15 protein-coding genes and 1 tRNA gene are annotated in these 25,655 nt (G+C 73.7%); 14 read left to right on the forward strand and 2 right to left on the reverse strand.

Translation table 11 applies throughout. From position 1 onward, the window contains the following. The first annotated feature begins 288 nt into the window (after nt 1-288). From BM064_RS13260 to BM064_RS13290, 7 genes are all read left to right on the forward strand, one after another. Nucleotides 289-1,437 carry an NAD(P)H-dependent glycerol-3-phosphate dehydrogenase gene (locus BM064_RS13260; protein ID WP_092860246.1) on the forward strand — a complete coding sequence of 383 codons (1,149 nt, stop codon included), beginning with the start codon at nt 289-291 and terminating at the stop codon, nt 1,435-1,437. A gap of 68 nt (nt 1,438-1,505) precedes the next feature. Continuing rightward, a complete protein-coding gene (locus BM064_RS13265; RefSeq protein WP_092860364.1) occupies nt 1,506-2,330 on the forward strand; it encodes an HAD family hydrolase in 825 nt (274 codons plus the stop codon). A 52-nt stretch (nt 2,331-2,382) separates the two neighbouring features. Further along, the gene (gene ggpS / locus BM064_RS13270) at nt 2,383-3,891 is read left to right on the forward strand and encodes a glucosylglycerol-phosphate synthase (protein ID WP_092860247.1); all 1,509 of its coding nucleotides are present in this window, start codon (nt 2,383-2,385) and stop codon (nt 3,889-3,891) included. A 433-nt stretch (nt 3,892-4,324) separates the two neighbouring features. Then, on the forward strand, nt 4,325-5,527 hold the full coding sequence (locus BM064_RS13275) for a YbfB/YjiJ family MFS transporter (protein ID WP_092860248.1): 1,203 nt from the start codon (nt 4,325-4,327) through the stop codon (nt 5,525-5,527). Between the two features lie 261 nt (nt 5,528-5,788). Continuing rightward, nucleotides 5,789-7,219 (forward strand): glycogen synthase GlgA, encoded by a 1,431-nt coding sequence (gene glgA / locus BM064_RS13280; protein WP_092860249.1) that lies wholly within the window; start codon nt 5,789-5,791, stop codon nt 7,217-7,219. Beyond that, a complete protein-coding gene (glgX, locus tag BM064_RS13285; protein WP_092860250.1) occupies nt 7,216-11,292 on the forward strand; it encodes a glycogen debranching protein GlgX in 4,077 nt (1,358 codons plus the stop codon). The genes glgA and glgX overlap by 4 nt, the downstream gene beginning before the upstream one ends. A gap of 85 nt (nt 11,293-11,377) precedes the next feature. Further along, nucleotides 11,378-13,789, forward strand: coding sequence for a glycogen/starch/alpha-glucan phosphorylase (locus BM064_RS13290; RefSeq protein WP_092860251.1), 2,412 nt, complete (start codon nt 11,378-11,380; stop codon nt 13,787-13,789). Between the two features lie 135 nt (nt 13,790-13,924). Here the strand turns inward: BM064_RS13290 and BM064_RS13295 are convergent, their stop codons facing one another. Further along, nucleotides 13,925-14,971, reverse strand: a complete 1,047-nt coding sequence (locus tag BM064_RS13295) for a zinc ABC transporter substrate-binding protein (RefSeq protein ID WP_092860252.1) — start codon at nt 14,969-14,971, stop codon at nt 13,925-13,927. Between the two features lie 135 nt (nt 14,972-15,106). Here BM064_RS13295 and BM064_RS13300 point away from each other — a divergent pair, with 135 nt between their 5' ends. From BM064_RS13300 to BM064_RS13310, 3 genes are read left to right on the forward strand one after another with little or no spacing between them, the layout of a single operon-like run. Continuing rightward, a complete protein-coding gene (locus BM064_RS13300) occupies nt 15,107-15,628 on the forward strand; it encodes a Fur family transcriptional regulator (RefSeq protein WP_092860253.1) in 522 nt (173 codons plus the stop codon). Nucleotides 15,629-15,638: 10 nt separating this feature from the next. Further along, on the forward strand, nt 15,639-16,505 hold the full coding sequence (locus BM064_RS13305; RefSeq protein ID WP_092860254.1) for a metal ABC transporter ATP-binding protein: 867 nt from the start codon (nt 15,639-15,641) through the stop codon (nt 16,503-16,505). Beyond that, the gene (locus BM064_RS13310) at nt 16,505-17,311 is read left to right on the forward strand and encodes an iron chelate uptake ABC transporter family permease subunit (protein ID WP_245779148.1); all 807 of its coding nucleotides are present in this window, start codon (nt 16,505-16,507) and stop codon (nt 17,309-17,311) included. Before BM064_RS13305 ends, BM064_RS13310 begins: the two co-directional genes overlap by 1 nt. A 12-nt stretch (nt 17,312-17,323) precedes the next feature. Here BM064_RS13310 and BM064_RS13315 read toward each other — a convergent pair. Next, nucleotides 17,324-17,400, reverse strand: a tRNA-Arg gene (locus BM064_RS13315). Nucleotides 17,401-17,524: 124 nt separating this feature from the next. Here BM064_RS13315 and BM064_RS13320 point away from each other — a divergent pair. The 4 genes from BM064_RS13320 to cimA all read left to right on the forward strand — a co-directional run bounded on the left by BM064_RS13320 (nt 17,525) and on the right by cimA (nt 25,423). After that, nucleotides 17,525-19,786, forward strand: coding sequence for a putative bifunctional diguanylate cyclase/phosphodiesterase (locus tag BM064_RS13320; protein WP_092860255.1), 2,262 nt, complete (start codon nt 17,525-17,527; stop codon nt 19,784-19,786). Between the two features lie 161 nt (nt 19,787-19,947). Then, complete coding sequence (locus BM064_RS13325; RefSeq protein WP_092860256.1) at nt 19,948-21,996, forward strand: putative bifunctional diguanylate cyclase/phosphodiesterase; 2,049 nt, start codon at nt 19,948-19,950, stop codon at nt 21,994-21,996. A gap of 326 nt (nt 21,997-22,322) precedes the next feature. Further along, nucleotides 22,323-23,783, forward strand: a complete 1,461-nt coding sequence (gene cysS / locus BM064_RS13330) for a cysteine--tRNA ligase (protein ID WP_092860257.1) — start codon at nt 22,323-22,325, stop codon at nt 23,781-23,783. After that, on the forward strand, nt 23,780-25,423 hold the full coding sequence (gene cimA / locus BM064_RS13335; protein WP_092860258.1) for a citramalate synthase: 1,644 nt from the start codon (nt 23,780-23,782) through the stop codon (nt 25,421-25,423). The genes cysS and cimA overlap by 4 nt, the downstream gene beginning before the upstream one ends. The last annotated feature ends 232 nt before the right edge of the window (nt 25,424-25,655 follow it).

Consider the following 25,655-nt stretch of genomic DNA (forward strand, 5'->3'; position numbering starts at 1 on the left):
GCGCCGCGGAGCGACGTCAGTATTCGCATGCGTAGTCCGAGGTCCCCGCGATTCGCTGCGGCGCCGAAGGCCAAGGTTGATCGCGCGGGGTCGCCTCGCTATATTTCGATCTGACATGCCGCGCTGCCGCAACATCGTCGAGCCGACCCTTCGCCGCCTTCGGGCGCGCCGCACCCGGTCAGCCGCGACGCCGCAGGCGCGGGACGCGGCCGGTTTTCCGCCTATGTCGTTTCCCAGACCCCAGCGACGACTCCGGCCCGCCCTCCGGACCGATTCGAGGTGACATCGATGAGCGCATTCGACATCGGCGCGTCCGACGACCGCGCCCCCGCTCCCGCCCCTTACCGCCGCATCGCCGTCGTCGGCGCCGGCTCCTGGGGCACCGCCCTGGCGATCATCGCCGCCAAGGCCGGCCGCGGCGTGACCCTCTGGGCGCGCCGCGACGACCATGCGCGCGCCCTACGCGAGGACGGCCGCAACGCGCGCTACCTGCCCGACGTGAACCTGCCGGATTCGATCCGGGTGACCTCCAACCTCGCCATCGCGGTCGAGGATGCGGACGCGATCCTGATGGTCGTGCCCTCCTCGGCGGTGCGCGAGACGGCCAAGAAGCTCGCCGAGCTGATCCCCGCCACCACGCCGGTGATCCTGGCGGCCAAGGGGATCGAGCCGGGCTCGGGCCTGCTGATGTCCGACGTCGCGGCGGAGGAGCTGCACGGCAACCCGATGGGCGCGCTCTCGGGCCCCAACTTCGCCGGCGAGGCGGCGGCGGGCCACCCCACCGCCTGCACCATCGCCTCCGACTGCGGGGAGCTCTTCGACACCGCCCCGGCCGAAACCGTGGCCGCGCGCATGGCGGTGGCGATGGGGACCGAGAGCTTCCGCCCCTACATCTCCGACGACCTGCCGGGGGTCGAGGTCGGGGGCGCCCTGAAGAACGTCATCGCCATCGCCTGCGGCATCGCCACCGGCGCGGGCTTCGGCGCGAACACCCGCGCCGCCCTGATCACCCGCGGCCTCGACGAGATGAAGCGCCTGGCCGAGCCGCTGGGCGGCCGGCGCGAGACGGTCACCGGCCTCGCCGGCGTGGGCGACCTGACGCTGACCTGCTCCTCGGAAGCCTCGCGCAACATGAGCTTCGGCCTGCAGCTGGGGCAGGGGATCAAGCGCGAGGACACGTTCGACGGCAAGCCGGTGGTGGTCGAGGGCGACCGCAACGCGCTCTCGGTCACCGATCTGGCCCGCAAGCACGGCGTGCATCTGCCGATCTGCGAGGCGGTGCGCGGCATCCTGCACGAGGGGCACGCCGTCTCCGACGCCTTCGCCATGCTCTGGGGCCGGCCGATCGAGGGCGAGCCCCGCGCGCTGGTCGAGCTGGAGATCGGCCACCCCCACGCCCGCCGCGCCCGGTGGCACTTCGAGGAGATCCTGTCGTGAGCGGCGAGAACCTGCAGAAGAAATCCGACACGCCCCTGACCGACGAAGCGCTGCCAGAGGTGAAGACGCTGAACCCGCCCGAGGGCTCGCCCTCGGCCGAGCACCGCGACTTCGCCGCCCGCCGCTTCGTGCTGGCGACGGACCTCGACGGCACCTTCCTGGGCGGATCCGAAGCGGACCGCCGCGCGCTCTACGAATGGATCGACGCCAACCGCGACGAGGTGGGGCTGATCTTCGTCACCGGCCGCGACCCCGAGTTCCTCGAGGAGCTGTGCCGCGGCCCGGTGCCCTGGCCCGACTACGTGGTCGGCGACGTGGGCACCACGATCGCCCGCATGGAATTCTCCGACGACGAACCCGGGCAGGGCCGGGTGAAGCCGATCGAGGCGCTGGAGGAGCAGATCGCAGCGATCTGGGACGACGCGGGGCCCAGGGTGCGCGAGGCGCTGGACGGGCATCCGGGGCTGACGCTGCAGCCCACGCCGTTCCGCTACCGCGTCTCCTACGACTACGATCCCGAGACCTTCGACCCCTCGGCCATCGAGATCGTCAGGGAGATCGGCCACGACCCGCTGATCTCGGCCGACATCTTCTTCGACGTGCTGCCGCGGGGCGTCTCCAAGGGGCCCTCGCTGCTGCGCCTGCTCGCCTTCCTGGGCGTGCCGGAGCACAAGACCCTGGCGGCGGGCGACACGCTCAACGATCTCTCCATGCTCGACATGGACGTGCCGGCGGTGGCGGTTGGCAATTCCGAGCCCGGGCTCGTGCAGCGCCTGCGCGACCGCGACACGCTGCACCGGGCGCAGGCCCATGGCGCGGGCGGCATCCTCGAGGCGATCGCGGCCCTGGGGCTGCATCCCTCGCCGCCCTCGCCCCGCAAGACGGCCGCATGAGCCGCGACGACCGCGCCTCGGCGCCCCCCCATACCGACCGGGAGTATTTCTGATGTCCTCCGATCTCGTGATCGTCTACCACCGCCAACCCTACGAGGAGGTCGTGGTCGACGGGGTGGTCGAGCGACGCGCGAACAAGAGCCCCAACGGCATCGTCCCCACCCTGAAAAGCTTCTTCGGCCGCGTCGGCAAGGGCGCCTGGGTGGCCTGGAAGCTGGCCGAGGATCCGGCCAATCCCGACTTCGAGCCGGTGGTCGAGATCACCGACAACTTCGGGACCTACAACGTCTCTCGCCTGCCGCTGCGCGAGGACCAGGTCAGCTCGTTCTACCACGTGACCTCGAAGGAGGCCTTCTGGCCGATCCTCCATTCCTTCAAGGACAAGTACAATTACGACCCGGTCGACTGGCCCACGTTCCGCGAAGTGAACTGGGCCTTCGCCGAGGCGGCCGCCAACGAGGCGGCGCCGGGCGCGGTGGTCTGGGTGCACGACTACAACCTGTGGCTGGTGCCGGCCTACCTGCGCACCCTGCGCCCGGACGTGAAGATCGCCTTCTTCCACCACACGCCGTTCCCCTCGGCCGACATGTTCAACGTGCTGCCCTGGCGCGCGGAAATCGTGCAGTCGCTGCTCGCCTGCGACATCGTCGGCTTCCACATCCCGCGCTATGCGCAGAACTTCATCCACGTCGCCCGCTCGCTCTTCGACATCGAGGGCGTGGACGAGGAGAAGTCGAACCCCGACTTCGTCCCCGCCGGCGGCATGGCCCTGCAGGAGCGGATCACGCCGACCTACCTCAACCACGAGGGCCGCAAGATCGCCATCGGCGCCTTCCCCGTCGGGGTCGACGTCGAGTTCATCCAGGAAAGGGCCCGCTCGCCCGAGACCGCCGTCTCGCGCTACCGCATCCGCGAGGGGCTGGGCGAAGACTGCAAGCTGATCGTCTCGGTCAGCCGCACCGACTACACCAAGGGCAACATCGAGCAGCTGCAGGCCTTCGAGCGGCTGCTGGAGCGGCGTCCGGAGCTGCGCGGCAAGGTGCGGCTGATGCATGTGTCGGTCTCGGCCAACCGCAACATGACCGCCTACGAGACGGTGCAGAACGAGATCGAGGCGATCACCGGCCGCATCAACGGCCGCTTCGGCAGCTTCGAGTGGCAGCCGGTCAGCCTGATCGGCAACGCGATCCCCTTCGAGGAGCTGATCGCCTACTACCAGGCCGCCGACGTGTGCTGGATCACGCCGCTGGCCGACGGGCTGAACCTGGTGGCCGAGGAGTTCTGCGCGGCGCGCACCGACGGCGACGGGGTGCTGGTGCTCTCGGAATTCGCGGGCGTGGCGGTGGCGCTGTCGGACGCGGTGATCACCAACCCGTTCTCGCACCGGGCGATGGACTCGGCCATCGACCAGGCGCTCGACATGCAGGAGGAGGAGCGGCGCGCGCGGATGCTCCAGCTCCGCCGCAAGGTCGCGAAATACGACATCAAGGCCTGGGCGGGCGAGCAGCAGCGGCTGTTCGACATGGTCTCGGACGGGGCGGACCAGACCGAGCCGGCCTGACGCCTGCGCGGCCGCCGACCGTCGAGACGCCCCGGGCCGGTCCCGGGGCGTTTTCGTTTCGCCGGCTGGCGCCGGCGACCCGGGGGCCGCGCGTCGCGGTCCCGCCCGCGGCGGGCCGCCCGCCCGCGCGGCCGGTCCGGCGTGGGGCCGTGGGGCGGCCGGGGCCTGGGGCGCGCGGGGCCGGAGGGTCGGGGCCGGTTGCGCGGGGCGGGCCGGAGCCCCGGGGCGCGCGGTCGGGCAGGGCCGGGGAGGGGCTGCGCCGGGGGCGGGCCCGCGCGGACGCCCGCTCTCCTCCCGCCCGCCCATACCGGCGCGCCGGCGCCGGCGGCGGCGCGGACCGGCGGCGGCGGACACGGGAGAAGGCGCAGAGGGCGTTTCCCTTGGCGCGGCGCTCGGCTAGACCTTCGCCCAAGAAACGCGAGGGAGAGCCGGGATGGACGACGACAGCCGCGCCTGGCGGCGCAGCCTGCTGACGGCGCTGGGGCTGTCGGCGGCCTCGGCCATCGCGCTGGGCTTCTCGCGCTTCGCCTATTCGCTGCTGCTGCCGGCGATGCAGGACGACCTGGGGCTGAGCTACGTCGAGGCGGGCGCGCTGAACACCTTCAACGCGGTGGGCTACCTGGCCGGCGCCTTCGGCGCGGCCTGGGCCGCGCGGCGCTGGGGGCCGGGGCGGCCCTTCGCGGCGGCGGTCGCGCTGAGCGCGCTGACGCTGGCGGCCACCGCGCTGCCCACGGGGCTCGACGCGCTCTCGGCCCTGCGCGCGCTCGGCGGCTTCTTCGGGGCCTTCGCCTACATCCTCGGCGCGGCGCTGGCGGGAGGCGCCGCGCCCGGCGCCTCGCCCGAGCGGCGGGGCGTGCTGGTGGGCGTCTACTCGGCCGGGCCCGCGGCGGGGATCGTGCTCTCGGGCCTCGCGGCGCCGGCCGCGGCCGGGCTCGACGAGAGCGGCTGGCGCGCGGGCTGGCTGGCGCTGGCGGCGCTGGCGGCGCTGGGGACCGCGGCCGCGCTGCCGGCGGCGCGGGCGGCGACGCCGCCGGGCGCGCCGCGCAGCGGCGGCCGGCTGAGCCGGGCGGATGCGCTGCACATCCTGCCCACCACGATCGCCTACACCTGCTTCGGGGCGGGCTACGCCGGCTGGACCACCTTCGTGATCGCCATGCTCAAGGCCCAGGGCGGGTCGGAGACGCTGGCCTCGAGCTTCTGGATCGTGATGGGCGGCGTGGGGGTGTTCTCCTCGGTGCTCTGGGGGCGGACGCTGGGGCGGCTGCCCTCGAACCGCGGGCCGGCGCTGGCCTATGCGGCGACGCTGGTGGGGGCGATGCCGGCGCTGATCTGGCCGGGGCCGGTGGGCGCCTACGCCTCGGCCGTGCTCTACGGGGGCAGCGTGATGGCGGGGCCGAGCTCCATCGCCATCATCGCCCAGCGGCACCTGGGCTCGGGCGCCATCGCCGCCGCCGTCGCCGCGATGACCGTCTGCTTCGCGGTCGGGCAGTCGGCGGGACCGATCCTGTCGGGCTGGATCTCGGACGCCACCGGCGACGTCTCGGCAGGGTTGTGGAGCGCGCCGGTCCTGCTGGCGGGCGCGGCCGTCGCCTCGCTGTTCCAGAAGCCGCCGCGGCAGGCGCGGCGGCACGGCTGACGGGCGGGGCGGCGACCCCGGGGCGCCGCTTCCCGCAGGGGTCGCCACGTCAGCCGTGGCGAGATCGCCGGCGCGCGCCATCTCAGGCACGAGAGCGGCCCGGCCGCGCCGCCGCCGCCGCGCCGTCAACCTGTCGTCAACCTTGTCGCGCCCATGTCGAGAGGCCGCGGGCGCTGCGGCCTCCCGTTCATTGCCCGCCGGTCCGGGGGCGTGCATCCTGACCCCGGCCCATCCCGTCGCAGCCTCTCCGGAGCCGCCCTCTTGCAGATCCTCTCCGTCGTCTCGGAATGCGCGCCCCTGGTGAAGACCGGCGGCCTCGCGGACGTGGCCGGCGCGCTGCCGGGCGCGCTGGCGCCGCTCGGCGTGCGGATGCGCACCCTGCTGCCGGCCTATCCGGGCCTGGCCGAGCGGCTGGAGGGCGCGCGCGCCCACGCCTGGTCGACCCCCTTCGGCGCGGTCCGCCTGCTGGAGGGCGAGGCCGAGGGGCTGGACCTGATCCTGGCGCAGTCGCCCCTCTACGACCGCGCGGGCGGCCCCTACACCGGGCCCGACCGGCGCGACTGGCCCGACAACCACCTGCGCTTCGGCCTGCTGTCCTGGCTGGGCGCAGGGGTGGCGGCCTGGGGGCTCGACGGCTGGCGGGCGGACGCGGTGCACGCCCACGACTGGCAGGCGGGCCTGGTCCCCACCTACCTGCGCCTGATCGGCCCCGAGGCGCCGCGCGCCGTGATCACCATCCACAACGTCGCCTTTCAGGGCATGTTCGGGGCCGAGACGCTGCCGGCCCTCTCCCTGCCGCAGGCGATGTTCTCGCCCGAGCATGTGGAGTTCCACGGGCGGGTCAGCTTCCTCAAGGGCGGCCTCGCCCATGCCGAGCGCATCACCACCGTCTCGCCGACCTATGCGCGCGAGCTGCTGACGCCGTCCTTCGGCTGGGGCCTCGACGGGCTGCTGCGCCACAGGGCCTCGGACCTCGAAGGGATCCTCAACGGCATCGACACGACCGTCTGGGACCCGGCGACGGACCGGGCGCTCGCCGTCAACTACGACCGCCCCCGCCTCAAGGCCCCGAACCGCGAGGCGGTCTGCGCCCGCTTCGGGATCGAGCCCGCGCCGGGCGCGCCCTTGTTCTGCGTCGTCTCGCGCATGACCCGCCAGAAGGGCCTGGACCTGCTGATCGAGGCGCTGCCGGCGCTGCTCGAGGAGGGGGCGGCGCTGGCCGTCATCGGCTCGGGGGACGAGGACCTGGAGCAGGCCTTCCTCGCCGCCGCCGCCGCCCATCCCGACCGCATCGGCGTCGAGATCGGCTATGACGAACCCGCCTCGCATCTCCTGCAGGCGGGCGCCGACGCGATCCTGATCCCGTCGCGGTTCGAGCCCTGCGGCCTGACCCAGCTGATCGGTCTGCGCTACGGCACCGCCCCGGTGGCGGCGCGCACCGGCGGGCTCGCCGACACCATCGTCGACGCCAACGCCGCCGCCCTGCGCTCGGGGGCCGCGACCGGCTTCCTGCATGCGCCCGACGACGTGGCCGACCTCGCCCAAGCCATCCGGAGGACCTGCGACGTGCATCGCGACGCCAAGGCCTGGTCGAAGCTGACCCGCAAGGCCATGTCCCACCCCGTCGGCTGGGACGAGAGCGCCCAGGCCTACGCCGCCCTCTACCGCCGCATCGCGCCGGCGGCCGCATGAGCCTGCGCGTCACGCCCGGATCGCCCGCCGTCCTCGGCCTGCGCCTCGACGGCTCGGGGGCCGACGTCGCCGTGCTCTCGGCCCATGCCGAGCGGGTCGAGCTGTGCCTCTTCGACCCCGACGGGCGCGAGACCGCGCGCCTGGCGCTTCCGGGGCGCACCGGCGACGTCCGCCACGCCCATGTCGAGGGGATCGCCGAGGGCCAGCTCTACGCCCTGCGCGCCCACGGCCCCTGGGACCCGGCCGCCGGCCACCGCTTCAACCCCGCGAAGCTGCTGCTCGACCCCTGGGCGCTGGCCTTCACCGGGGAGCCGCGCTGGCACGAGGCGCTCTGCGCCCACGCCCCCGGCGACCCGCTTTCGCCGGACCCGACCGACAGCGCGCCCTTCATGCCCCGCTGCATCGCCGTGCACGACCGCCCGAAGGTCGACCCCGCCGAGCGCCCGCGCCACGCGCCCGAGGCGCTGGTGGTCTACGAGGCCCATGTCCGCGGCCTGACCGAGCTGCACCCCGAGGTCCCGGCGGAGATCCGCGGCACCTACGAGGCGCTCGGCCACCCCGCGATCCTCGCCCACCTCAAGCGCCAGGGCGTGACGGCGCTGGAGCTGCTGCCGGTCCACGCCTTCATGGACGAGCCGCACCTGGTCCGCCTCGGCCTGACGAACTACTGGGGCTACAACACCTTCGGCTTCTTCGCGCCCTCGCCGCGCTACATGGGGCCGAAGGGCGCCCAGGGCCTGCGCGAGGCGATCGCGGCCCTGCATGGCGCGGGGATCGAGGTGATCCTCGACGTGGTCTACAACCACTCGGCCGAGAGCGACGAGGACGGGCCTTCGATCCTGTTCCGCGGCCTCGACGACGCGAGCTGGTATCGCCACCATCCGGACGCGCCCGGCGGGTATTCGAACGAGACCGGCTGCGGCAACACGCTGGATCTTTCAAAATCCTTCGCCCAGCGGCTGACGCTGGAAAGCCTGCGCTGGTGGGCCGAGCGGATGGGCGTCGACGGCTTCCGCTTCGACCTCGCCCCCGTCCTGGCCCGCGGGCGGGACGGCGAGGTGGACCTGACCTCCGATTTCCTCGCCACGCTGCGCGCCGACCCCGCGCTCGCCGACCTGCACCTGATCGCCGAGCCCTGGGACATCGGCCCCGGCGGCTGGCGCACCGGCGAGTTCCCCCCCGGCTGGCGCGACTGGAACGACGGGTTCCGCGACGCCGCCCGCCGCTTCTGGAAGGGCGAGCCGCGGGGCATGCACGACCTCGCCTCCGGCCTGCTGGGCTCGGCCGAAGCCTTCGACCACGACCACCGGCCGGCCTGGTCCTCGGTCAACTTCGTCTCGGCCCACGACGGGTTCACCCTGGCGGACCTGACCCTGTACGCCGAGCGGCGCAACTGGGCGAACGGCGAGGACAACCGCGACGGCCACGCCCACGAGGACAGCGACCCGATGGGCCCCGAGGGCCCCGGCGGGCCCGAGCAGGAGGCCGCCCGCGCGCGCCGCCGGCGCAACCTGCTGCTGACGGTTTTCGTGGCGCAGGGCACGCCGATGCTGCGCGCCGGCGACGAGGTCGCGCAGAGCCAGGGCGGCAACAACAACGCCTATTGCCAGGACAACGAGACCACCTGGATCGACTGGGCGCGGGGCGACGAGACGCTCGCCGCCTTCGCCGCCGCCTGCGCGGCCCTGCGCGCCCGCCTGCCGGTCCTGCGCCAGCCCGGCTTCCTGCACGGCGCCCCGCGCCCCGACGGCCTGCCGGATTCCGAATGGGCCGCCCTGACCGGCGGCGCGCCCGACTGGGAGGACGACGCGCTTCCCGGCCTGGTGCTGGTGCTGCGGGGCGGGGCGGACTGCGCCCCCGTGGCGATCGCGATCAACGCCGGCGCCGCTCCCTCGCCCCTGGTGCTGCCCGAGCCCGGCCCCGGCCTGCGCTGGCGGCTCGCGCTCGACGCCGCCCGCCCGGACGGCGCGCCGCAGGCCCCCGACACGCCCCCGCTGGAGATCGAGGCCGACCACGCGCTGGTCTTCGAGGCGGTCCCGGCCGAGCCCGCCGCCGCCCGACTCGCGCGCGAGGTCGGCGTCTTCGACCGCTATTTCGAGATCACCGGCGCCGAGCATGTCGCCTCCGACGCCACCCGCGCGGCGCTGCTGGCGGCCATGGGCCTGCCCACGGGGGAGGCCGAGGCGGAGGCCGCGCTGGCGGCCCGCCGCGCCGCCGCCGCCCGCCGCCTGCCGCGGGAGGTCGTGCTCGAGGCCGCGGGTCCGGACGGGCAGGGGGGCGAGCCCTGGACGCTCCCCGTCCCCCTCGGCTGGGTCCTGACGCTGGAGGACGGCGGCGTCCTGCGCGGGGGCGCCGGCGAGCCGACGCCCCCGCTCCCCCCCGGCCTGCACCTGCTGGAGGCGGGGGGCGAGAGCGTGCTCGTCGCCGCCGCCCCCGCCTCCGCCCCCACGGTCGAGGCCGTCGCCGGGCGCGCCCGCGTCTGGGGCCTGACCGGCGCCGTCTACGCGCTGACCGGGCCGCAGAGCCTCGCGGAAGGGGATTTCGCGGATCTGGCCGAGGCCGCGGCCTCCGCCGCCCCCCTCGGCGCGGCCTTCCTCGGCGTGAACCCGATCCATGCGCTGGGGACGGCCTATGGCGGGATCAGCCCCTATTCGCCCTCGACCCGGGTGGCGCTGGACGCGCGCCGCGTCGCGCCGCGCCTGGTGGAAGGCTACGCGCCCCACCTGCTGCCCGGCGACGCGATGCAGGCGCTCGCCGCGTGGGAGGGCCGGCCGCTCGCCGACCCCGAGCTCCACCGCCGACTGCGCGAGCCCGCCCTGCGCGCGCTCTACGCGCGGAGCTGGGCCACGCCCGGCGCCCCGGAGGCGGAGGCGTTCGAGGGCTGGCTCGCCGGCGCCGGCGCAGCCCGCGTGCCCTTCGCGATCTACGAGGCGCTGTCGGAGCGGCACGGCGACGACTGGCGCGCCTGGCCGCCGGCGCTGCAGGATCCGGCCTCGGCCGAGGTCGCGGCCTTCGCCGCGATCGAGGCCGACCGCATCCGCTGGCACGCCTGGCTGCAATGGCAGGCGGAGGAGCAGCTCGCCGCCGCCCAGGCCGCCGCGACGCAGGCGGGCATGGCGCTCGGCCTCTACCTCGACATCGCGGTGGGCGTGCGCCCGGGCGGGGCCGAGACCTGGTCGAGCCCCGCGGCCTTCGCCCGGGGCGTCAGCCTGGGCGCGCCGCCCGATGCGCTCAACAGCCAGGGCCAGGCCTGGGGCCTCGCCCCCTACGACCCCGAGGGGCTGCGCGCCCTGCGCTACGCGCCCTTCCGCGAGATGCTGCGCGCCGCGATGAAGCACGCCGGCGCGGTGCGCATCGACCACGTCATCGGCCTCGACCGCTGCTTCTGGGCGCCGGAGGACGGAACCCCCGGCGGCTACGTCAAGTACCCCACCGAGATGCTGATGGCGCTGGTGAGGATCGAGGCCGCCAAGCGCAATTGCGTCGTGGTGGGCGAGGACCTCGGCACCGTTCCCGACGGCCTGCGCGAGCGCCTCGCCGCCTCCCACCTCCACGGCTGCGCCATCCTGCAGTTCGAGGGGGGGCCGCACGGCTACCGCAATCCGCGGGACTTCGCGGAGGCGAGCCTCGCGGCCTTCGGCACCCACGACACCCCCACGCTCGCCGGCTGGTGGGCGGCGGACGACGCCGACCTGAGGCTTTCGCTGGGCCACATCGACGCGGCCGGGGCCGAGGCGGTGCGGGCCGAGCGCGCCCTCTGCCGCGCCGCGATGTGCCGCCTGCTGGCCGAGGAGGATCTGCTGCCCGAGGGCCTCGACCCCGAGGCGCCGCCGACCCTCGCCGACGCCGCGCTGCGCGACGCGATCCACGCGCTGCTGGCCCGCGGAACCTCGGCCCTGATGGCCGTGCAGATCGACGACGTGTTCGGCGTGCGCGAGCCCCAGAACGTGCCCGGGACCACCGTCGAGGCCCCGAACTGGCGGCGTCGCCACCCCGTCGCCGCTGCGCAAATCGGCGGCGCCGACGTGCTGCGCGCCCTTGCGCAGCGCCTAGAATTCGAGCGAACCCGCTGAACCTGCGACGAACGCGCCCCCTGTTTGTTGCCCTTCGTCAATCTATCGTGCAGTAACCTCGCTCGTGCAGCACAGGGACCAGGCCATGAACTTTCGCCACGCCGTCTCGCGCCCCGCCGACGCAGACGAGCTCGCCGACGCCGTCCTCAATCACCTGACCTTCTCGATCGGGAAGACGACGGACACGGCGACTCTCTCCGACTGGCGTCTGGCGCTGACCCACGCGATCCGCGACATGGTCGTGGCCCCGTGGTTCGACAGCGTCCGCCAGGTCTACAAGGAGGACCGGAAGCGGGTTTACTACCTGTCGATGGAGTTCCTCATCGGCCGCCTGCTCGAGGACGCGATCGACAACCTCGGGCTGGGCGAGCTCGCCCGCCACGCCATGGAGAAGCACGGCATCGACTGGCGCGAGGTGCTCGACGACGAGCCCGACGCCGCGCTCGGCAACGGCGGCCTCGGCCGTCTGGCCGCCTGCTTCCTCGACTCGATGTCCACCGTCGGCCTGCCGGCCCACGGCTACGGCATCCGTTACGACCACGGCCTGTTCCGCCAGGGCTTCCACGACGGCTGGCAGGTGGAGGAGGCGGAGGAGTGGCTCCGCCAGGCCCACCCGTGGGAGTTCCAGCGCCGCGAGGTGCAGCATCGCATCGGCTTCGGCGGCTCGGTCCGCACGACCGAGGGCGACGCGGCCGAGTGGGAGCCCGAGGAGGTGGTGATCGCCGCCGCCTACGACACGCCCGTCCCCGGCTGGGGCGGCCGCTGGACCAACACGCTGCGCCTGTGGTCCGCCAAGCCCGAGCGCCTGTTCGAGCTCGACCGCTTCAACCGCGGCGACTTCGTGGGGGCGGCCGCGCCGGCGATCCTGGCGCAGACCATCAGCCGGGTGCTCTATCCCGACGACACGACCCCCCAGGGCAAGGAGCTGCGGCTGAAGCAGGAGTACTTCTTCACCGCCGCCTCGATCCGCGACCTGCTGCGCCGGTTCGTCTCCGACCACAAGGACCTGCGGGAGCTGCCCAACAAGGTCGCCATCCAGCTCAACGACACCCACCCCGCCATCGCGGTGGCCGAGCTGGTGCGCCTGCTGATCGACCGCCACGGCATGTCCTTCGACGAGGCCTTCGAGATCTCCCGCGGGACGCTGCACTACACCAACCACACCCTGATGCCCGAGGCGCTGGAGCGCTGGTCGTGGGACCTGATGTCCCGCGTCCTGCCGCGCCACCTGCAGATCATCGAGAAGATCAACCGCAGGCATGAGCAGGAGTTCCCGGACCGGCCCGAGAGCACGCGGATCATCGACCATGGCGAGATCCGGATGGGCAACCTCGCCTTCGTCGGCTCGTGCAAGGTGAACGGCGTCTCGGCGCTGCACACCGACCTGATGAAGCGCACCGTCTTCAAGGACCTGCACGAGCTGCACCCCGAGCGCATCGTCAACGTCACCAACGGCGTGACCCCGCGGCGCTGGATCAACACCTGCAACGGGCGCCTGCGCGACCTTCTGAACGAGACCGTGGGCGAGGGCTGGATCACCGACCTCGACAAGCTCGAGCGGCTGCGCGGCCACGCCACGCAGAAGTCCTTCCAGGACGCGCTGTGGGACGCCAAGCGCATCAACAAGGCGTCGCTGTCGAACTGGATGCTCGAGCATACCGGCGTGGGCGTCGACCCCGACGCCATGTTCGACGTGCAGATCAAGCGCATCCACGAATACAAGCGCCAGCTTCTGAACATCCTGGAGGCGGCGGCGCTCTATAACGAGATCCGCGACAATCCCGGCAAGGACTGGACGCCCCGCGTAAAACTGTTCGGCGGCAAGGCGGCGCCGGGCTACCAGCAGGCCAAGCTGATCATCAAGCTGATCAACGACATCGGCAAGAAGATCAACGAGGACCCGGCGATCGGCGACAAGCTCAAGATCGTGTTCCCGCCCAACTACAACGTCTCGATGGCCGAGCGTCTGATCCCCGCCGCCGACCTGTCGGAGCAGATCTCGACCGCGGGCATGGAGGCGTCCGGCACCGGCAACATGAAGCTCTCGATGAACGGCGCGCTGACGGTCGGCACCCTCGACGGCGCCAACGTCGAGATCCGCGAGGCGGTGGGCCCCGAGAACATCTTCATCTTCGGCAAGACCGCCGACGAGGTGAACGCGATGCGCGACAAGGGCTACGACTCGCGCCCCGCCATCGAGGCGGACGAGCGTCTGGCCCGCGTCATCACCCAGATCGAGCGGGGCGTGTTCTCGCCCGACGACCCAGGCCGGTTCCGCGCCATCGGCGACACGCTGCGCCACCACGACTGGTTCATGGTGACGGCCGACTTCACCAGCTACTGGACCGTCCAGCGCCGCATCGACGACGCCTGGAAGGACCGCCGCGACTGGCTGCGCAAGTCGACGATCAACATCGCCGGCATGGGGCGCTTCAGCTCCGACCGCTCGATCAAGAACTACGCGGACTACGTGTGGGAGGCCGAATACGGCTTCTGAGCCGCCTCCGAGCGACCGGGCAGGGCGACCGCCCTCCCGCAACAAGAAACGCCCCGGAGGATCCTCCGGGGCGTTTCTTGTTCGGGCGCCGCGCTCGGCCCTGCGTCGCTGCAGGCGGCGGCGCGGCCGCGGGCTTCAGGCCCGGTCGGCGAGGCATTCGAAGAGGCTCTGGGCCATGTTCACGATCAGCGTGGGATAGAGCTCCGGCCCCGGGGCCAGCGTCGCCCCCAGCGGGTCGAGCACGCCGCGGCGGACCGTCTCGCCCGCCACCGAGTCGAGGAGCTGCGGCGGCATCTGCGGCTCGGCGAAGACGCACAGCGCCTCGCTCTCGGCCACCGCCGCCTGCACCTCCGCCACCCGGCGCGCGCCCGGCTGGGCCGCGTCGCTGAGCGAGACGGCCGCCGCCGCGGGCATGTCGAAGCGGCGCTCGAAATGGCGGTAGGCGTCGTGGAAGACCACGTAGGGGCGCCCGTGGACGGGGGCGAGCAGGTCGGCCGCCTCCTGCGCCGCGGCCTCGATCCGGGCCCGGCCGGCGGCGGCGTTGGCGGCGTAGGTCTCGGCGCGGGCCGGGTCGATCCGGGCCAGCGCCTCGGCGATGGCCTCCAGCCAGACCACCGCGTTGTCGGGGTTCAGCCAGGCGTGCGGGTCGACGCCGCCGTGGTCGTGGCCGTGATCGTGGTCGTCGTGCACGTGGGCGTCGTCGTCGTGGGTCTCGTCGTGGCGCTCGACGGGGTCGTCGGCGTGGTCCTCCGCCGACCCGTCCTCGCCCTCGCCCTCGTCATGGGCGTCATGATCGTGGCGGAACACCGCCTCGTCGCGCGCCTCCAGCAGCAGCGTGCCGGGCTGGTCGAGGAGGTCCAGCCGCACCGCCTGGGGCCCCGCCAGCGCGTCGGCGGCCTCGGCGAGCCAGGGCGCGAGCTCCGGCCCCACCGAGATCACCAGCTGCGCCTGCTCCAGCGCCCGCGCCTGGCTGGGGCGCATCGAGAAGCCGTGGGGCGAGGCGCCGGGGGGCACGATCAGCTCCACCTCGCCGACGCCGGCCATCGCCATCGCCGCCAGCGACTGCACGGGCGGGATGTCGGCCACCACCCGCGGCGGCTCCTGCGCGCGCGCCCCGCCCGCCTGACCCAGCCCCGCAAGCGTCAGCCCCAGCCCCGCAATCGCCCAGCGCATCGCCGTCATGCCCGTCTCGCCTTTCCCGCCCCGCCTCGGGGGGCGTCCGTCGTCTCCGCTCCCGGCCGCGCCGGTTGCCTCTTGCCGGCGCAGCAGGTAGCAATTGCGTTACATCATAACAAGTGAAATGTTATACAGTAACAGATGAGCGATCCGGCCCCCGATCCCGCCGCCCCTCCCGCGGCCTTCCAGCGCCACGACCACGGCCGGTGCGTCGCCTCGGCGCGCGCCTCGGTCGAGGCCGCCTGCGCCGAGCGCGGCCTGCGCCTGACGCCGGCCCGCGCGCGGGTGCTGGAGATCCTGCTGGATTCGCATGAGGCGCTCGGCGCCTACGACGTGCTCGAGCGGCTGCGCGCCGGCGGCCACGCCGCCCAGCCGCCGGTGGCCTATCGGGCGCTGGACTTCCTGGTGGCCAACGGCTTCGCGCATCGGATCGAGAAGCTCAACGCCTTCGTCGCCTGCGCCCATCCCGACGAGGGGGCCGAGACCGCCCACGCCCCCGCCTTCATGATCTGCCGCGGCTGCCGGCGGGTGGCCGAGACCTCGGCCGGGCCCGCCGCCGCCTCGGTCGCCGACGCGGCGCGCGACCTCGGCTTCGAGGTCGAGCGCACGGTGGTCGAGATCGAGGGCGTCTGCCCCGACTGCCAGGCCCGCCCCTCCGAATGAGCCCCTGCGAATGAGCGCCGCCGCCGCAGACCCCGCCGCCGCCGCCGTTCCCGCCGCGCGCGCCGAGGCGCCGCCGCTGGTCGAGGCGACCGGCGTCTCGATCCGCTACGACGGGGTCGAGGTGCTGCGCGACGTGACGCTGAGCCTGCGGCCGGGGGAGATCGTGACCCTGGTGGGCCCCAACGGATCCGGCAAGACCAGCCTCGCGCGGGCGCTCGCCGGCGCGCTGAAGCCCGCCTCCGGCCGGGTGCGCCGCCGCCCCGGGCTGCGGCTGGGCTACGTGCCGCAATCGCTGGCCCTCGACCGCACGCTGCCGATGACCGTGGACCGCTTCCTGGCGCTGGCGGGCGAGCGGGACCGCGCGGTGCGCGAGGCGGCTCTGGAGCGGACCGGCGCCCCCGGCCTCGGCGCCCGCCAGCTCTCCGAGCTCTCCGGCGGCCAGTTCCAGCGCGCGCTGCTGGCGCATGCGCTGCTGCGCCGGCCGGAGCTGCTGGTGCTCGACGAGCCGACCACCGGCCTCGACCAGCCCGGCGCCTCGGCCTTCTACCGGCTGGTGGCGGAGCTGCGCGACGAGCTGGGCTGCGCGGTGCTGATGGTCAGCCACGACCTGCATGTGGTGATGGCGGCCTCGGACCGGGTGATCTGCCTCAACGGCCATGTCTGCTGCGAGGGCACGCCCACCGTGGTCGCCGCGGCGCCGGAATACCGCGCCCTGTTCGGCTTCGGCACCGGGGGGGCGCTGGCGCTCTATCGCCATGACCACGACCATGCCCATGACCACGACCATGACCCCGATCATGGGCACGGCCCCCATCGTCACGATCATGACCACGACCATGACCATGGCCCCCAGGGGCGGGGCGCGGGTCAGGGCTGATGGGGCTGCTGGACGACTTCCTGGCGCGCGCCGCGATCGCGGGCGTGGCGGCGGCGCTGGCGGCGGGGCCGCTGGGCTGCTTCGTGGTCTGGCGGCGGATGGCCTATTTCGGCGACGCCACCGCCCATGCCGCGATCCTGGGCGTGGCGGCGTCGCTGGCGCTCGAGATCCCGGTCTTCGCGGGCGTGCTGGCGCTGGCCGGGCTGATGGCCGCGGCGGTGGCGCTGTCGGCCGGGCGCTCCTACGCCGCCGACACGCTGCTGGGGGTGGCGGCGCATACCGCGCTCGCGGCGGGCCTGGTGGCGATGGCCTTCCTGCCGGGGGCGCGGCTGGACCTGATGGGGTATCTATTCGGCGACATCCTCGCAGTTTCGAAGGGCGACGTGTGGACGATCCTCTTCGGCGCCGCCGCCGCCCTGGCCCTGCTGGCCTGGCGCTGGACGGGCCTGCTGACCGCCACCCTCTCCCCCGATCTCGCCGCCGCCGAGGGGCGCGATCCTGCGCGCGAGCGGCTGATCCTGATGCTGGCGCTGGCCTTCCTGGTCGCGGCGGCGCTGAAGGTGGTGGGCGCGCTGCTGATCACGGCGCTTCTGGTGATCCCCGCCGCCGCCGCCCGCGCCGTCTCGCCCACGCCCGAGCGCATGGCGCTCGCCGCCGCGCTGATCGGGGCGGGCTCGGTTCTGGGGGGGCTGGGGGCGTCCTGGACCTGGGACGCGCCGGCGGGCCCCTCGGTGGTGCTGGCGGCCTCGGCGGCGCTGGCGCTGGCCAATCTCGCCGCCGTCCTGCGGCGCGCGCTGCGGGGCTGAGCGGCCCGGCGCTGGCGACCCCTGAAGGACTCGAACCCTCAACCTGCGGATTAGAAGTCCGCTGCTCTATCCAGTTGAGCTAAGGGGCCCTGCGCATGCGCCGGCGCATCTAGCGCCGCCCGCCCGCGCCGGTCAACCGAGCGCGCGCCGGGCTTTGCGGTTTGTTCATGCCTTTGCCCTAGGCCGGACGCGCAGGCGTGCGCGAGGACGACGATGACGGCCGAGATCACCGGGGCGGAGGACGGATTCCACCTCGCCTTCCTGGCGGGCACGCTCGCCTATGTCGCGCTGACCGCGCTCGCGATCTCGCGCTTCCTGATCCGCATGGCCCATGAACCGCGGGAGCGTCGGCGCCTCTGGCAGACGCTGGTCGGGGCCACCGTGGGCATCATGGCCTGGTCGACGGGCATGCTGATCGTGCTCGGCCATCGCTGGAGCGACGGGCAGGGCGGGCAGGCGACGGTGGGCTTCGACGTGGCCCCGCTGGCGCTGGCGCTGGCGCTCGCGATCGGCCTCTGCGTGGCGGTGTTCAACGCGGGGCTGGAGGGGGAGCGCAGCGTCGTCCAGGCGATCTCGATGGGCTCGGGGTCGGGGGCGGCGGGGCTCGCGGTCTACCTGCTCGCGCTCGAGGCGATGCACGCGCCCGGGCGCTTCCAGTTCGATCCCCTGCTCGGGGGCGTCGCGGCGGGGTTCGCGCTGGGCGCCTTCGGCTACGCCTCGCTGCTGCTGCACGGGCCGGAGCGGATGATCCGCCGCCGCCGCGGCGTGATCCTGATCCAGGTCAGCATCCTGGGCATGACCGGCTTCGCCGCCCAGGCGATCGAGTTCGCGCCCGACCCCGACGCGGCCGTCCCCGCGGGGCTGGTCGACGGCGGCTCGCTGGGCTTCATGGTCGGGGCGATCTCGGCGCTCTGCGCGGCGATCACCTTCCTGTTCTCGCGCATCGACCTCGCCTCCGCCCGGGCGGAGGAGGAGAAGTTCCGCCACCTCGCCCTGCACGATCCGCTGACCGGCCTGCCCAACCGCGCCTTCCTCGCCCAGGCGCTGGAGCGGATGCTGGAGGAGGCGCGCGGCCGGACCGAGGCCGACGGCATCGGCCACGGCGGCGCGACGCTGGCGGTGGTGGGGGTCGACCTCGACCGCTTCAAGCCGATCAACGACGTGCAGGGCCACGCCGCCGGCGACGCGGTGCTGCAGGGCATCGCCCAGCGCGTGCGTGCGGCGCTCGCCCCGGGGGAGGTCTTCGCGCGCGCGGGCGGGGACGAGTTCGTGGCCCTGAAGTTCCCCTGCGCCCGCGAGGAGGCGGAGCGGTTCGCCCGCCGCCTCCACGACGCCATCGTGGTCCCGATCGACTGGGCGGGGTCGAGCCTGGGCGTGGGCGCGAGCCTGGGCATCGCGCTGCACCCGCGCGACGGCGAGGACGCGGGCGCGCTGCTGACCCGGGTCGACCTCGCGCTCTACCGCGCCAAGAAGGAGGCGGGGGGCGAGATCGTCTTCTACGACCGGCGCATGGACGAGGCCTCGCGCGACCGCTCGGCGCTGGCGATGGAGCTGCGCCAGGCGCTGGCGCGCGGCGAGTTCGAACTGCGCTACCAGCCCCAGACCTCGCTCGGCGACGGCGCGGTCATCGCCTACGAGGCGCTGATCCGCTGGCGCCACCCCGAGCGGGGGCTGCTCGCCCCCGACGCCTTCATCCCCGTGGCCGAGAGCACCGGGCTGATCCGCGACATCGGCGCCTGGGTCCTGCACGCCGCCTGCCGGGAGGCGGCGGCCTGGATCGAGCCGGTGGGGGTGGCGGTCAACGTGGCCCCGGTGCAGCTCGCCCAGTCCGACTTCGTCGAACTGGTGCGCGACGCGCTGCTCGCCTCCGGCCTCGAGGCGGGACGGCTGGAGCTTGAGGTGACCGAGGCCTCGATGATCGCCGACCACGAGCAGTTGCGCGCGGTGATGATCGAGCTCAAGGCCATCGGCGTGCGGGTGGCGATGGACGACTACGGGGCGGGCTACGCCTCGCTGGCGGCGCTGCGCAGCTTTCCCTTCGACAAGATCAAGATCGACCGCGGCTTCGTCGAGAGCCTCGGCCGCGATCCCCAGTCGCTGGCCATCGTGCGCTCGACCCTGCTGCTGGGCCGGGCGCTGTCGATCCCGGTGCTGGCGGAGGGCATCTCCTCCGAGGACGGCCTGCGCTTCCTGCGCGAGGAAGGCTGCACCGAGGGGCAGGGCTTCCTTTTCGGCCGCCCGATCGAGGCCGAAGCCGTCCGCCGCCGCATGGGCATGGCGCCGGCCGGGCCCGCCGCCTCCCCGCCGCCGGACGCCGGCGCGAGCGACCCGCCTCCCGCCGCATCCGCCCCGGCCCCCGCGCCCCCCGCCCCGGGCGCGATCCCGCCGCAGGGGGAGCGCGCCTCCGGTCCCGCCGTCGGCTTCCCCCGGTCCGAAGCCGCGCCCGCGCCTGCGGCGAGCCGCATCGCGGGGTGAGCCGCGGGTCCGTCCCGCGCTTCGCCGCGGCGGGCCGCAGGCGGCGCGGATCGGCGGACGGCGCGGACGGCGCAGATCGGCGGCGCCCGGGCCCCCCGCGTTTGAGGTTTCTTCACGCCCGTCGGATAGCGGGGAGGCGATCCGACACGGAGCCGCCTGCGATGCTCGACCCCGCCGCCCTCGGCCATGACCCCAGGATGATCGCCGCCGCGCTGGTCGTCGGGGCGACGGGCGTGGCGCTGTCGGTGCGCTTCTACCTGCGCGCCTGCGTCGAGGCGCGGGAGCGGCGGCGCTGGTGGCTGGTGCTGACCGGGATCACCTCGGGCGCCGACATCTGGGCGATGCAGACCCTTCTGGGGCTCGGCTACATCGAGGGGGCGCCCCACGCCCACGACCCCGTGCTGGTGATCCTCTCCTTCGTGGTCGCCGTCGCCGGCGGCGTCGGCCTGCTGCAATACGCCCACGGCCGGCGCGGAGTCGCCGCGGCGCTGGTGGTGGGGGCGGGCTACGGGCTGCTGACCTCGGGGGTGCAGGTCTCCAACATCGCCGCCGTCGCGGCGGAGGGGCGAACGCTGTGGCGCGCCGACATGCTCGCGGCGCTGGTCGCCTGGGCGTCGCTGATCTGCGCCGCGGCTTCGGCGATCCTGCGCAACCGCTCGCGCGCCGGCGCGCCCTGGCAGGCGGCGGGCGCGTTCGTGATCTGCATGGGCGGCATGTTCTGGATCGGCTTCCACGTGGCCGAGTTCGCGCCCGACGCCTCGGTCGCGATCCCGGCGGGCATGATGGACGACCACGGCATCGCCCTGCTGGTGGTGACCCTGACCGCCATCGTGCTGATCCTCGGCGCGGCCTTCATCGTCATCGACCGCTCCGCCGTGCGCGAGGCGCGGGCCCGCTACCGCCACATGGCGCTGCACGACCCGCTGACCCAGCTTCCCAACCGGGCCTGCCTGCAGGACGCGCTGGGGGAGGCGGTCTCGGCCTCCGCCGCGCTGCACGCGCGCCTCGCGGTCGCGGCCATCGACCTCAACCGCTTCAAGCCGGTCAACGACGTCCACGGCCACGACGCCGGCGACGCGCTGCTGCGCGGGGTGGCGGCTGCGCTCGCCGAAGCCCTCGGCCCGGGGGAGTTCGCGGCGCGCACCGGGGGCGACGAGTTCGTCGCCTTCAAGACCGGCCTCGCCGACCGAGAGGAGGCGGAGGCCTTCGCCCGCCGCCTCGCCGCCGCGGTGCGTGCGCCGGTGGACTGGCAGGGCCTGTCGCTCTCGGTCGGCTGCGGGATCGGCGTGGCCCTGTTCCCCGGCGACGCCGACACGCCCGCCGCGCTGCAGTCGCGCGCCGACCTCGCGCTCTACCGCGCCAAGGGCGACGCGGGCGAGTCGCCGCGCTTCTACGAGAGCCGCATGGACGAGGCGGTGCGCGCCCGCTCGGCGGTGGCGATGGAGCTGCGCGAGGCGCTGGCGCGCGGCGAGTTCGAGCTGTGGTTCCAGCCCCAGGCGCTGCTGGCCGACGGGCGCATCACCGGGTTCGAGGCGCTGCTGCGCTGGCGGCGCCCGGGCCACGGCCTGACCCTGCCGGGCGAGTTCGTGCCGGTGGCCGAGCAGACCGGCCTGATCCGCCCCATCGGCGCCTGGGTGATCGGCGAGGCCTGCCGCGCCGCCGCCGACTGGCCGGAGGCGTTCGGCGTTTCGGTCAACGCCTCGCCCGGCCAGCTCACCCAGACCGACTTCGCCGAGCAGGTCTCCGATGCGCTGCTCGCCGCCCGCCTCGCGCCCGAGCGGCTGGAGATCGAGCTGACCGAGGCGAGCCTGATCGCCGACCACGGCCGCCTGCTGGAGGTGATGGTCGAGCTCAAGGCGCTCGGCGTGCGGGTGGCGATGGACGACTACGGGGCGGGGCTCGCTTCGCTGGGCGCGCTGCGCTCCTTCCCCTTCGACCGGCTGAAGATCGACCGGGCGTTCATCGACGCGATGGACCGCGACCCGGCCGCCGCGGCGATGGTCGAGGCGACGCTGCTCCAGGCCCGCGCGCTGAACATGCCGGTGATGGCCGAGGGGGTGGAGGACGCCTCCCACCTCGAGCGCCTGCGCCGCCACGGCTGCGAGCAGGCGCAGGGCTACTATTTCGGCCGCCCGATGCCGCTGGCCGAGGCGCGTCGCCTGATGGACCGCGCCGCCGGCGGCGCCGCCGCGGCCTCGGCCGCGAGCTGAGCCCGCCGCGGCCACGGCCGCGAGCTGATCCGGCGGGGCCACGGCCGCGACCTGATCCGGCGGGGCCGCCGGGGGCCCCTGCATCCCCGCTTGACGTCGCGCGGCAGGCCGGTTGGGCGGCGATGCAATGGACGCTTGCCATGCGCCCGCACAGGCGTCATACACCGCGCCATGACCGCGACGCCCCACACCCTCCCGATCTGCATCGGGATCTGCATTACCCGCTGACGACAGTCCGCGGCGGCGTTCGCTCTTTCCCCGATCCAAGAAAGACCAACGGCCGGCCGCGGGCCCCGCTGCATCCACGCGCGACCGCCGAGGCCGACATGACCCATCACCCGCTGAAGCTGCGGAACTCCGCCACCGGCGAGACGACCGCCTTCATCCCCCGCGACTGGCGCCTGGGCGCCGAGGATCCGCGGGTGCGCATGTACGTCTGCGGCCCCACCGTCTACGACCGCGCCCACATCGGCAACGCCCGCCCCGCGGTGGTGTTCGACGTCCTGTTCCGCCTGCTGCGCCTGGTCTACGGCGCCGACCGGGTCGACTACGTGCGCAATTTCACGGACGTCGAGGACAAGATCAACGACCGCGCCGCCCAGCTCTACCCCGAGATGCCCCCGCTCGAGGCGATCGCGAAGCTGACCGCCGAGACGACCGAGTGGTATCATCAGGACATGGACGCGCTCGGCGTCCTGCGCCCCACGCACGAGCCTCGCGCCACCGGCCACATCCCCGGCATGGTCGCGATGATCGAGACGCTGGTCGCCTCGGGCCACGCCTACGAGGCCGAGGGCCACGTGCTGTTCTCCGTCGACAGCTATCCCGACTACGGAAAGCTCTCGGGCCGCTCGGTCGAGGACATGATCGCCGGCGCGCGCGTCGAGGTCGCGCCCTACAAGAAGAACCCGATGGACTTCGTGCTTTGGAAGCCCTCGACGCCAGAGCAGCCCGGCTGGGACAGCCCCTGGGGCCGCGGCCGCCCGGGCTGGCACATCGAGTGCTCGGCCATGTCCAAGGAACTGCTGGGCGAGGATTTCGACATCCACGGCGGCGGCGCCGACCTGATGTTCCCCCACCACGAGAATGAGATCGCCCAGTCCTGCTGCGCCGCCCCCGACCACGGGTTCGCCGAGGTCTGGCTGCACAACGGCATGATCCGGGTCGACGGCAAGAAGATGTCGAAGAGCCTCGGCAACTTCTTCACCGCCCATGACAAGCTGGCGGAAATCCCCGCCGACGTGATCCGCGCCATCCTGCTCAACGCCCATTACCGCGACGAGCTGGACTGGACCGAGGCGGTGGTCGAGCAGGCCCGCGCCATCCTCAACCGCCTGAACCGCCTCGCGGATCGGGCGCGGCGCGCCGGGATCTCTCCCGACGCGGACGACCCCGACGTGCTGGAGGAGGTGATCGAGCGCCTCTCCGACGACCTCGACACCTACGGCGCCCTGCGCGCCCTGCACCGCTTCGCGGGCGAGGTGCTGACCCGGCCCGACTCGGACCCCGAGGCGCTTCAGCAGGTGGTCGACACCGCCGTGTTCCTCGGCTTCGGCCTCTCCTTCGCCGAGGGCGCGGGGCAGGGGGACGCGCAGGACCATGACGCGGTGATCGCAGCGGCCTGCGCGAAGCTCGACGCGGCGCGGGCGGCGAAGGATTTTGCGACGGCCGACGCCCTGCGCGCGCTGATGAACCAGGCCGGGCTGGTGGTGCAGACCGGCAAGGGCGGCACGACCGCCGAACGCGGGGCCGATTTCGACGCCGCAGCCCTGGAGGCCCTGAGATGACCCGCGAGCGGCTCTTCCTCTTCGACACGACCCTGCGCGACGGACAGCAGACCTCGGGCGTGACCTTCTCGATCGAGGACAAGATCCGCATCGCCAGGGCGCTCGACGCGCTGGGCGTCGACTACGTCGAGGGGGGCTGGCCCGGCGCCAACCCCACCGACAGCGATTTTTTCCAGCGCGCCCCGGGGCTCTCCCGCGCCACCTTCACGGCCTTCGGGATGACCAAGCGGGTGGGCCGCTCGGCCGAGAACGACGAGGTGCTGGCGGGGGTGACAAACGCAGCGACCCCCGCCGTCTGCCTCGTCGGCAAGACCCACGACTACCAGGTCGAGACCGCGCTGGGCGTGACGCTGGAGGAGAACCGCGACGCCATCCGCGACTCGGTCCGCCACCTCGGCCGCCTCTCGCGCGAGCCCCTGTTCGACGCCGAGCATTTTTTCGATGGCTACAAAGCCAACCCCGACTACGCGCTGAGCTGCCTCGAGGCGGCGATGGAGGGCGGCGCCCGCTGGGTGGTCCTGTGCGACACCAACGGCGGCACCCTGCCGGCGGAGATCGGGGAGATCGTCTCCCAGGTGGTCAAACGCATTCCCGGCGCCAACCTGGGCATCCATACCCATGACGACACCGGCATGGCGGTGGCGGGCTCGCTGGCGGCCGTCGACGCCGGCGCCCGCCAGATCCAGGGCACGCTCAACGGCCTGGGCGAGCGCTGCGGCAACGCCAACCTCACCTCGCTGATCCCGACGCTGCTGCTGAAAAAACCCTACGCCGACGCCTACGAGGTCGGGGTGAAGCGCGAGGACCTGCCGAAGCTGACCCGCGTCAGCCGGATGCTGGACGACATCCTCAACCGCACCCCCAACCGCCACGCCCCCTACGTCGGCGAGGCCGCCTTCACCCACAAGGCGGGCCTGCACGCCTCCGCCATCCTCAAGGACCCGAGCACCTACGAGCATGTCCCCCCCGAGGTCGTCGGCAACGAGCGCGTGGTGCCGATGTCCAACCAGGCCGGCCAGTCCAACCTGCGCCAGCGCCTGCTGGAGATGGGCCTGCAGGTGGAGAAGGGCGACCCGCGCCTCGGCCGCATCCTCGAGGAGGTGAAGGCGCGCGAGGACGCCGGCTACGCCTACGACGGCGCCCAGGCGAGTTTCGAGCTGCTGGCCCGTCGCGAGCTGGGCCTGCTGCCGAGGTTCTTCGACGTCGAGCGCTACCGGGTGATGGTCGAGAAGCGGATCAACGCCCGCGGCGACGCGATCACCGTCTCCGAGGCGGTGGTGGTCTGCGTGGTGGACGGGGAGCGGATCATGTCCGTCTCCGAGTCCCGCGACCTCGCCACCGACGACGACCGCGGCCCGGTGAACGCGCTCAGCCGGGCGCTGGCCAAAGATCTCGGCCGCTACCAGGGCTTCATCGAGGACCTGCGGCTCGTGGACTTCAAGGTCCGCATCACCTCCGGCGGCACCGAGGCGGTGACGCGGGTGCATATCGACTCGACCGACGGGCAGGGGCGGCGCTGGTCGACGGTGGGCGTGTCGCCCAACATCGTCGACGCCTCCTTCCAGGCGCTGCTCGACGCGATCCAGTGGAAGCTGATCCGCGACGGGGCCAAGGGGCAGGGCGCCGGCGCCGCCGCCTGAGCCTGCGGGCGCCCGCCGCCGGGACGGGGAGCCCTTCAGCTCGCCCGGGGGCGGATCGCCCCCGGAACGCGGGCGCGGGGCGGATCGCCCCCGGACCATCGATTTTCCCCGAAAGTTCCCCGCATTTCGCTTGCGGATTGCAACCTCTCCCTAACCGTTGCCGCGCTTACCTGCGCGCGAGCGTGCGGCGCGGGGGCCAGGGTCGGCCCCGGGGGAGGCGTCGCCTGAGGAT

This window comes from Albimonas pacifica, from assembly GCF_900113695.1.
GTDB classification, from domain to species: domain Bacteria; phylum Pseudomonadota; class Alphaproteobacteria; order Rhodobacterales; family Rhodobacteraceae; genus Albimonas; species Albimonas pacifica.